This window comes from Eubacterium sp. An3 (assembly GCF_002159465.1).
GTDB classification, from domain to species: domain Bacteria; phylum Bacillota; class Clostridia; order Lachnospirales; family Lachnospiraceae; genus Anaerobutyricum; species Anaerobutyricum stercoris.
This window is the reverse complement of sequence record NZ_NFIR01000030.1, coordinates 25,675-34,918: the sequence shown is the minus strand read 5'-3', so window position 1 is coordinate 34,918 and position 9,244 is coordinate 25,675. Positions and strand designations below refer to the sequence as shown.

Annotated in this window: 9 protein-coding genes and 1 pseudogene; all 10 read left to right on the top strand. The window is 45.1% G+C overall.

Annotation, left to right across the window (positions count from 1 at the left end):
* Positions 1 to 263, top strand: a pseudogene (locus B5F87_RS21255) (hypothetical protein); the annotation flags it as partial.
* Between the two features lie 65 nt (positions 264 to 328).
* Positions 329 to 889 (top strand): TetR/AcrR family transcriptional regulator, encoded by a 561-nt coding sequence (locus B5F87_RS17160; RefSeq protein ID WP_087283237.1) that lies wholly within the window; start codon positions 329 to 331, stop codon positions 887 to 889.
* A gap of 144 nt (positions 890 to 1,033) precedes the next feature.
* Positions 1,034 to 2,359, top strand: coding sequence for an MATE family efflux transporter (locus B5F87_RS17155; protein WP_087283235.1), 1,326 nt, complete (start codon positions 1,034 to 1,036; stop codon positions 2,357 to 2,359).
* A 141-nt stretch (positions 2,360 to 2,500) separates the two neighbouring features.
* Entirely contained in the window at positions 2,501 to 2,980 is a 480-nt protein-coding gene (locus B5F87_RS17150) for a winged helix-turn-helix domain-containing protein (protein WP_242964556.1), read from the top strand.
* A gap of 84 nt (positions 2,981 to 3,064) precedes the next feature.
* Positions 3,065 to 3,229, top strand: a complete 165-nt coding sequence (locus tag B5F87_RS17145) for a helix-turn-helix transcriptional regulator (protein WP_087283233.1) — start codon at positions 3,065 to 3,067, stop codon at positions 3,227 to 3,229.
* Positions 3,230 to 3,611: 382 nt separating this feature from the next.
* Positions 3,612 to 4,202: an MptD family putative ECF transporter S component gene (locus tag B5F87_RS17140; protein WP_087283231.1), complete on the top strand. Its 591-nt coding sequence runs from the start codon at positions 3,612 to 3,614 to the stop codon at positions 4,200 to 4,202.
* A complete protein-coding gene (locus B5F87_RS17135) occupies positions 4,202 to 4,924 on the top strand; it encodes an energy-coupling factor transporter transmembrane component T (protein WP_087283229.1) in 723 nt (240 codons plus the stop codon). The genes B5F87_RS17140 and B5F87_RS17135 overlap by 1 nt, the downstream gene beginning before the upstream one ends.
* Before the next feature lie 13 nt (positions 4,925 to 4,937).
* Positions 4,938 to 6,401: an energy-coupling factor ABC transporter ATP-binding protein gene (locus B5F87_RS17130; protein ID WP_073261346.1), complete on the top strand. Its 1,464-nt coding sequence runs from the start codon at positions 4,938 to 4,940 to the stop codon at positions 6,399 to 6,401.
* A gap of 7 nt (positions 6,402 to 6,408) precedes the next feature.
* Positions 6,409 to 7,365 (top strand): helix-turn-helix domain-containing protein, encoded by a 957-nt coding sequence (locus tag B5F87_RS17125; protein WP_083546631.1) that lies wholly within the window; start codon positions 6,409 to 6,411, stop codon positions 7,363 to 7,365.
* Positions 7,366 to 7,476: 111 nt separating this feature from the next.
* Positions 7,477 to 9,243: an ABC transporter ATP-binding protein gene (locus B5F87_RS17120; protein ID WP_087283228.1), complete on the top strand. Its 1,767-nt coding sequence runs from the start codon at positions 7,477 to 7,479 to the stop codon at positions 9,241 to 9,243.
* The last annotated feature ends 1 nt before the right edge of the window (position 9,244 follow it).

The window sequence follows — 9,244 nt, the reverse complement described above, 5'->3', positions numbered from 1 at the left end:
CCATTAAAACAGATATAATGATCCTGCTCCGGATCGTATGTCATATTTTCCATGCGTCCGATATCCTGTTGATACCTGCGCTTCTTTGCTTGTTCATAGTTATTCGGCTTGATATAAGCGATTTATATATGCGCCATAGCAAAGAAGGGGATGTAAAGATTTACTCTGAAACAGAACTCGTTTCCATGCTTTCAGCATATTTTCATAATGTGTCATGGGAACAGGTTGGTAACACAGCGTGTATTGCTATGGGCGAAAAATGATTGATATTCACTCATTGAATTTTTAGAATGGGCATGCTATCATAGAAAGAAAGGAGGCTCAGACTATGCGGGTTACAAAGGAGCCGGAAGTACGCAAGCAAGAGATTTTAGATACTGCCCTCAAATTGTTCGGGGAAAATGGATATGAAAAAACCTCGATTACAGATATAGCAAAAGCAATCGGTGTGGCACAAGGTCTATGCTATCGCTATTTCCCGTCTAAAGAGGCGCTGTTTGACAGTGCGATTGAACAATATGCCGATGTCATTGTGGAGCAATTTGTAGGCTCTGAAAAGGACGATCACAAGACCTTGAGGCAGATCATTGAAGATATGCCTGCCACTATGGAAGAACGGGACACAAAATACTATTCTGTTTTTCACGGAGCAGAAAACAAGAAATTCCACGATCAGCTTTCTCTCAAAGTGTGTGAGAAGTTGGTTCCGATTGTAGAAAAATTGTTGCAGCGAGCCAGACAACAGGGAGAGCTCCAGTTTGACGATTTGCAGGCTGCCGCGATGTTCTGCGTATATGGGCAGCTTGGTATCCTGCTGGCAGACGATTTGACACAAGAAGATAAGTCAAAAAGAATTCGTGAATTTCTTATATTTGCACTGCACCTTTGAAACTGATCCCCCGCTTTGGGGCGGGGGATTTTCAAGGGCCAATAATGAATAGTTTTCATTCAGATGTTGCCGCAAGACGCGGCAGATATTTTTGACCACTATATGAATGTTATTCATTCATTTACTGATGAAAGGATGATTATCATGCCAAACAAAATTGACTTTATAGGCGGAAATACAAAGCGTTGCCTTATGGCGATGGCGCTCCCGATGATTGCCGCCATGTTCCTCAATATGATGTATAACCTCGTAGACAGTCTGTGGATCGGAAATTTGCTCGGAGAAACGGCTTATGCCGCTTTGACAAACTCCACCCCTATTATTCTGATCTTGACTTCCGTTGCAATGGGGGCAACCAATGGTGTATCCATTCTGATCTCTCAGGCGATTGGCGCAAAGGATAAGAAAAAAACAGAGAGTTTGATTGCCACATCATTCAGCGTTGCGGTAGCTTTCTCCCTCCTTGTGACGATTTTGCTTGAGGCTTTTCTTCCGGGAATTTTGAAAGCTCTAAACACTCCGGCTGAAACTTATGATATGGCATACAGCTATCTGGCAATCTATATCCTTGGATATTTGGCGGTCTACCTCTATCTTTATTTCACTGCCGTTTTGCGGAGCTTTGGTAATTCTATGTTTCAGGCCGTGGCAATGCTGGTATCAACAATTTTGAACGCAATCCTCGACCCTATTTTTATCCACTTCATCGGATTTCACGGTGCGGCGATTGCCACCCTGCTTTCTCAGGTGATCTGTCTGCTGTTTATGCTGATTTATCTGAAAAAGAAAAAACTGTTCGCGTTCAAAATCTCTGCGTTTGATAAGAGCGAAGTATTGCCTCTTATTCAGAAGGCAATTCCCTCTGTCATTCAACAAAGTATTCCGGCCATCAGCACAACTTTTCTTACCGCACTTGTCAGCACATATAGCGTCACAGCAATAGCGGCTTATGGGGTAACAGGAAAGTTGGAAACCATTCTTTTCTATCCGGCAATGGCGCTGAACATGGTCTTAACTACCATCATCGGGCAGTGCGTTGGCGGAAGTCGATACGACAGAGCTAAAGACTATCTGAAATGTGCATTGGGATATGGCTGTGGCCTGCTTGTAATCCTTTCTGTTTTAGTAGTCGGATTTTCAAAGCAACTTTCTGGTCTATTTGTTAATAGCGATGATGTGGCAGCCATTGTTGGAACTTATTTTCTGATTGTCAGTATCGGGTACATTCTGAACACGATTACAAACTGCTATCTTGGTTCCCTTAACGGTATGGGAAAGCCCTCAAAAAGTATGTTCCTAATGATCTTTTATTACATTGTAGTTCGTATGCCTCTGGCCTATTTACTTTCCTATCTGGACTTTGGCCTAAATGGAATTTGGGCTGCGGTTCTGCTCAGTCATGTGGTGGCAAGTGTCGCTGCTGGCATCTCTGGAACTATTTCTTTCAAAAAGCGGATAAACACAACCTAAGTCAATTTCATTAGGCAAGTGTAACTGTTCGGCAACAGTAATTGAGAAATAAGGATTTACACAAAATCAGAGGGGCCATATTGTATTACTGTAAACATGCTATTGCTTTATTTAGGCAAAAATCATATGAGATCGGCTTATTTGAGGCCAAGAATATTTTCAAAAGTACTTACGCATAGGGGTGATATTATCGGACGAGTAATCATTCTGGAATTGCAGGAACAAGATTCTAAAGCATTCGAGGCGATCCTCGACATCCTGCAAAGCCATTCAGAGATAGAAAAATATGAGCTGACCAGGGAGCCGATGCTATCCCTCCCTGGTCTTGAGATCTATCCAAGCAAACGAAAAGTTTTTCGTGATCGCCAAGAAATTCAGCTCACCGCAAAGGAATACGAGATACTTCTATTGCTTGCGGCCAACAAGGGACATGTGCTTACATACAGCCAAATCTACGAGAAGGTATGGGGAGATATTCCCTCTGGCTGTGAGAGCAACACTATCGGCTTTCACATCTGCAACCTTCGGGAAAAGCTGTACCAGGCAGCTCCCAATGCTCCATTTACCATCCGATCCGTTCGGGAAGTCGGATACTGTTTTGAAGTACAAGCAGAAAAATAAGAGTCAGCAGTCTGATCCAACTCAGGCTGCTGTTCTTCTTTTCTATTCTTCATAATTTATATTCGACTTGTATCTTTCGATAATATGTTGAGCCACCGGGCAGAGATGCAGCGAACGCAGAGCAACAACTACTGCAGGAACAAAATCACTCGATTGGATATAGATGTTCTCGCACGCTTATGTACTGTACTGAATTGTGAGATTGGTGATCTGCTGGAATTTGTGCCACCAGAAGAAAAGAAGGAATGAAACTCGCGGGAAAGAGTTTAATTACTCTAAGCTGCGAGTTTTGTTTATGTAGAAATTCTCCTGAACTTATTAGTCCATACTGACCACAATAAAGAACGAGTGGCATTATCCTTTTGGAAAAGTCTATAGAAAAATAACGGATTGAAAAACACGGTTCAGGAGACGTTTTTTTAATAAACCCGAAAAATCATAATGATTTGTAAGTTGCTACAGCTCTTTTACATTACATATGAAAATCAAAAACCATTTGGAGTATTTTCAATCTATTTAGAGTGGCGTAGCCTGTTTAGATTATAGTAGAATCTGATTGTGCGAAATTCTGCTTCGCCATTTTTAATCACAATAGGTTAGTTTTTGCTAACTTCTCTGGAGGTATGTGTAAATGGAAACAAAAAGCAAAAAGCTACAAGCAAAAGACCTTATCAATGTGGGCATTTTCACCGCCATCTATTTTGTCATTTTCTTTGCGGGTATGATGCTGGGATATATCCCTATCTTTATCCCGTTGCTTGGACTGGTGTGCCCCATCCTGTGCGGTATTCCCTTTATGCTGTACTTAACAAAGGTTAAGAAGTTTGGCATGGTATCACTGACCGGCATTATCCTTGGCTTACTGAATTTGATCATGGGTAGCGGAATTTTGGTGCTGGTTGCTGGGATTATTTTTGGCATTGCAAGCGATTTGATTTTAAGAGCCGGAAAATATCAAAGTTGGAAATGCACATTCCTTGCCAATGGTGTGTTTTCCCTTTGGATCATGGGTTATGTGAGCCGGATGTTCCTCACCCGCACAGAGTTCTTTGCTTCGCTTGTAAGTAGTTATGGACAGGAATATGTAGATACGCTTATGTCCTACACCCCAAATTGGATGTTCCCTGTTTTATTCGTTGTAACCTTTATCGGTGGCATTTTGGGGGCGCTTCTTGGTAAAGCTGTGTTGAAGAAGCATTTTGAAAAGGCAGGGATTGCCTGATGGATGCGGCGGTTACAACGCTAAAATTTGAAAGCAAAGCTGTTATTCCCACCGATCCGAGGACAAAACTGTTTTTGACTGTTACAGTCAGCACCATTATGATTACCGGCGGCACTGGCGGGTTTATGAATTTTGTCCGTCCGTGTCTAATGGCTTGCCCCATCATTTTTTTACTTCTTTCAAGGAAATGGGTGGCCGCAGCCAGATTTGCAGTTACATACGCTATTTTGTTTGCGTTGGAATTAACGGTATTGCCGCTGCTCACTGGTACATGGAATTTTATCCTGGGAGCCGCAGTTGGGATTTATACGCACATGCTTCCCGGATTTATTATGGGATATTATCTGGTAAGCACTACAACCGTTAGCGAATTTGTCGCAGCTATGGAGCGGATGCATGTTCCCGAGAAAATAGTAATCCCCGTGTCCGTGGTGTTTCGTTTCTTCCCGACGGTAAAAGAGGAATATGCGGCTATACGGGATGCCATGAAGATGCGCGGCATCACTACTCTCCGCAGTCCCATGAAGATGCTGGAATACCGGGTGGTTCCTCTGATGATGTCGATTGCCAAGATCGGAGAAGAACTGTCTGCGGCGGCTCTCACGCGAGGGCTTGGAGCGCCGCAGAAACGGACAAATATTTGTAAAATTGGGTTTGGACCTTTGGATGTTTTTTTCTTCCTGCTGGCGATACCCTGTTGGGTCGGTTTCTTTATTTGTTAGGAGGAAGAAGTCTATGATTGAACTTCGCAATATCAATTTTCGATATGCTGGGGGAACGGATGCCGGTGGGCTTGTAAACATTGACTTAATCATCCCGGACGGGCAAGTTATCCTTTTGTGTGGGCAATCTGGCTGCGGAAAAACAACCCTGGCCCGGTTGGTGAATGGGCTGATTCCGAATTATTATGAGGGCGAGTTAAGCGGCGAAGTCCTGCTGGATGGCAAGAACATCAGCAGGCTTCCACTCTATGAAACAGCGAAATATGTGGGGAGCGTTTTTCAAAATCCCCGCACGCAGTTTTTTACGGTGGACTCTACCAGCGAACTGGCCTTTGGATGTGAAAATCAGGGTTTGCCTGAAGAAGAAATCATTCGGCGGGTGAAATCAACTGCGGAGCAGTTTGATATGGACAATCTGCTGGGGAAAAATATCTTTTCTCTTTCCGGCGGAGAAAAGCAGAAAATTGCTTGTGCCTCTGTGTCAGCCAGTAATCCGCCCATCATCGTTCTGGACGAACCATCTTCTAATCTGGATATGTCAGCCACAAAAGATCTACGCCGGATGATCCAGATCTGGAAACAGCAGGGGAAAACAGTTATTATTGCGGAACATCGGCTCTATTATCTGAAAGAATTGATAGACCGTGTTGTGTATCTAAAAGATGGGAAAATTGAAAAAGATTACTCGGCTCTGGATGCACTTAAACTGTCCGTGACGCAACAGGCAGAAATGGGGCTGCGGCCTTTTGACCTGGGTGCGTTCCCTGTGACAGCACATCCTGTTGCAAGCAGTGGTTCTATCGAATGTGAGAACTTTCATTTTGCTTATACAAAGCAGAGGGATGCGCTGGATATTGACAGTCTTTCGCTGCCACAGGCGGGCATTATCGCAGTGATCGGTCATAACGGAGCCGGAAAATCCACCTTGGCCCGTTGCCTCTGCGGATTGGAGAAGCATTGCAAATGCATTGTGAAAATAGATGAAAAACCGTATAATAGAAAGCAAAGGCTGTCCCTGTGCTATATGGTCATGCAGGATGTTAACCATCAGTTGTTTACGGAAAGCACAGAGGAAGAAATGCTCATTAGCATGGCGGAACCGGCTACCGATAAGGCGGATGCAGTTCTTGACCGATTGGATTTGTTACAGTTTAAGGAGCGGCACCCGATGGCGCTCTCCGGCGGTCAGAAGCAGCGGGTGGCGATTGCCACCGCTCTTGTTTCCGAGCGTAAGATTTTAGTGCTGGATGAACCTACCAGCGGTCTGGATTTACAGCACATGAAAGAAGTGGCTGATGAACTTGTGACGATACAGAAAATGGGAAAGACATCTCTTGTCATCACCCATGATTATGAGCTGATCGTCAGTTGCTGTACTCATGTTCTGCATTTGGAGCATGGTATGGTACAGGAACAATATGCACTGGATGCCGCAGGGCTCCAGCGCCTCCAAAATTTTTTTATAGAATCGAGGTGATTTCAGTTTGAACAGAAGCGACCTGTTTTTCTCGCAGCAAAATATGAATTTGCTCTGCCGGGATGAATCCTGCTCGGTCTACCAAATGAAAAATGAAACAGGAGACGGAACTGCAACCTATTATGAAGTATATCCCGGAATAGGTGTCATGTATAATGATTTTCACATGGAGCACTGCCCGTCAAGGAAGTTTGAACAAAATACGCACACTTTTGCAATTCACCATTGCAGAGAAGGCCGCGTCGAGTGGGAAGTCAGCAATGGCGCTTATCTTTATCTTGCGTCCGGCGATATTATGCTGGACAGTTCTGCCACGGAAAACAACCATTGCAGCTTTCCCGTAAGCCATTACCACGGGATCACAATTACGATCTCTGTTCCTGAAGCGGTAGAGGGATTGGGGGATCTCCTGTCCCTGTTTTCCATTGACCTGGAGCAAATCGAGCAGCAATTCACCTTAAAGATTCGACCTTTCATTATGCACGGAAATTCCGTTCCCGACCATGTGATTTCGGAACTGTACCAGGTGCCGGAAAATATCCGTCTGGAATATCTCAGGGTAAAGGTGTTAGAACTGTTGGTCACGCTCAGGACGGTAGACCCTACGGTCTTAGGTGTGGAACGTCCCTATTTTTATAAAACGCAGGTAGAGAAAGTCAAGGCTATCATGTCGTTTATGACAAATGAGCCGGAGCACCATTTCACAATGGAGGAGCTTTCTGAAAAGTTCGATATTTCCACTTCTGCTCTGAAGCAGTGCTTTAAGGGCGTGTATGGCTCCGCCATTTATACCTATATGCGAAATTATCGTATGGACCTGGCAGCTTCTCTTTTGACACAGACAGATGAACCGATTACGATGATTGCCGGAAAAGTCGGTTATACGAATACCAGCAAATTTTCCGAAGCATTCAAGAAGGTAAAAGGAAAAACGCCGCTGGAATATCGAAAAGTTAAAATCTAAATGGAGTAAAACCCGCCCGGGCAGAGTGGCGGACAACATGAATATCTGCAATACTTAGAGAGTATCAAGTCGATTGATGCTCTCTATTATTTTGCTAAAGGAGGAATGGAAATGAAGCAAAAAAGCTGGATTTCTATTGTGTTTTCCTTTGCTTCACAGTGCCGGGGCAAGATTGTCCTGTCCGTCTTATGTGCGATCATCAGTGTGGTTGCCGGACTGATACCCTATTGGAGTGTTTACCAGATTATCACGCTCTTTATCGGCGGCTCACCTGTGATGGCAGAGGTTTGGAGATGGTGCTGGATTGGACTTGGCGCTTATGCGATACGCTTCTTGCTCTATGGTATTTCAACGAGCCTGTCCCACATATCCGCATATACCATTTTGGAGAATATTCGTTTGGCTCTTGCCCAGCGGCTGATGAAAGCACCGCTGGGGACAGTCATCGGAGAGTCTGTGGGTAAACTGAAAAATGTATTGGTAGATCGGGTGGAAACGATTGAGCTGCCGCTGGCCCACATGATCCCGGAGTGTATCTCCAACCTGCTGCTCCCCGTGGCAGTCTTTGTTTATCTAGTTTGCATCGACTGGCGCATGGCGCTGGCGATGCTGGTCACGCTGCCTTTCGTTCTGATTGCTTTTGCTATGATGATGAAGAATTTTAACAAGCTCTATGCTGATTACATGGAGTCCAACAACTATGTGAACGGCGTGATCGTGGAGTATGTGGAGGGTATCGAAGTTATCAAGGCGTTCAATCAGTCCTCCAGTTCTTACGAAAAGTTCACCAAGGCGGTAGAGTCCTTCAAAGACTACACCCTCAAATGGTATCAAAGTTCCTGGAAAGTGATGAACTTTGTTGCTGCTGTGCTACCGTCCACCTTTTTGGGAACGCTCCCGATTGGTATGTATCTCTACTGGAACGGTAGCCTTACGCCGCAGGACCTTGCAATGTGCCTAATCCTCTCGCTGGGTATTGTAGGCCCGCTGATGAACTTTACTACTTACATCAATGAGACGAAGGCGATTGAATACGCCGTCCACGACGTGGACGAGTTGCTCCATGTGGAAGAACTGCCCGATACTGGAAAATCAGTGGAGGTGCAGTCCAAAGACATTCAACTTCAGGATGTTTCGTTCTCTTATGATAAAGAAAGCGGTAAGCAGGTGCTCTCCCATATCAATCTGAAAATCCCTGAGGGAAAGTTTACGGCGCTCGTCGGCCCGTCCGGTGGAGGCAAGTCCACCATCGCCCGCTTGATTGCCCGTTTTTGGGATGTGAACGATGGAAAGATCACCATTGGCGGTGTGGACATTCGCAGTATGCCGCTGGCCCAGCTTGCCGATATTGTCAGCTTTGTTACACAGGATAACTTCCTGTTTAACTGCTCCATCAAGGAAAATATCCGGCTGGGAAACCCTGATGCTACGGACGAAGAAGTATATGCGGCAGCAAAAGCCGCCTGCTGTGATGAATTTATACAGAAATTGGACAATGGCTATGACACGATGGCCGGGGATGCAGGGAACCGGCTTTCAGGCGGTGAAAAACAGCGCATTTCTATTGCCCGCATGATTTTGAAAAATGCCCCCATCGTGATTTTGGACGAGGCAACCGCGTTCACCGATCAGGAGAACGAAGAAAAAATCCAGCAGTCTATCGCTGCTTTGACAAAAGGGAAAACGCTGCTGGTCATTGCACATCGTCTGTCCACCATCAAAAATGCCGATCAGATTATTGTCCTGCAAAACGGGCAGGTTGAGAACACAGGTACTCATCAGCAGCTTTTAGATGGCGACTCTCTCTATCGGGATATGTGGGAGGCGCATATCGGAGCGCAGAACTGGTCTGCCGGTTCCGGGAAAGGAGGTAACTGAT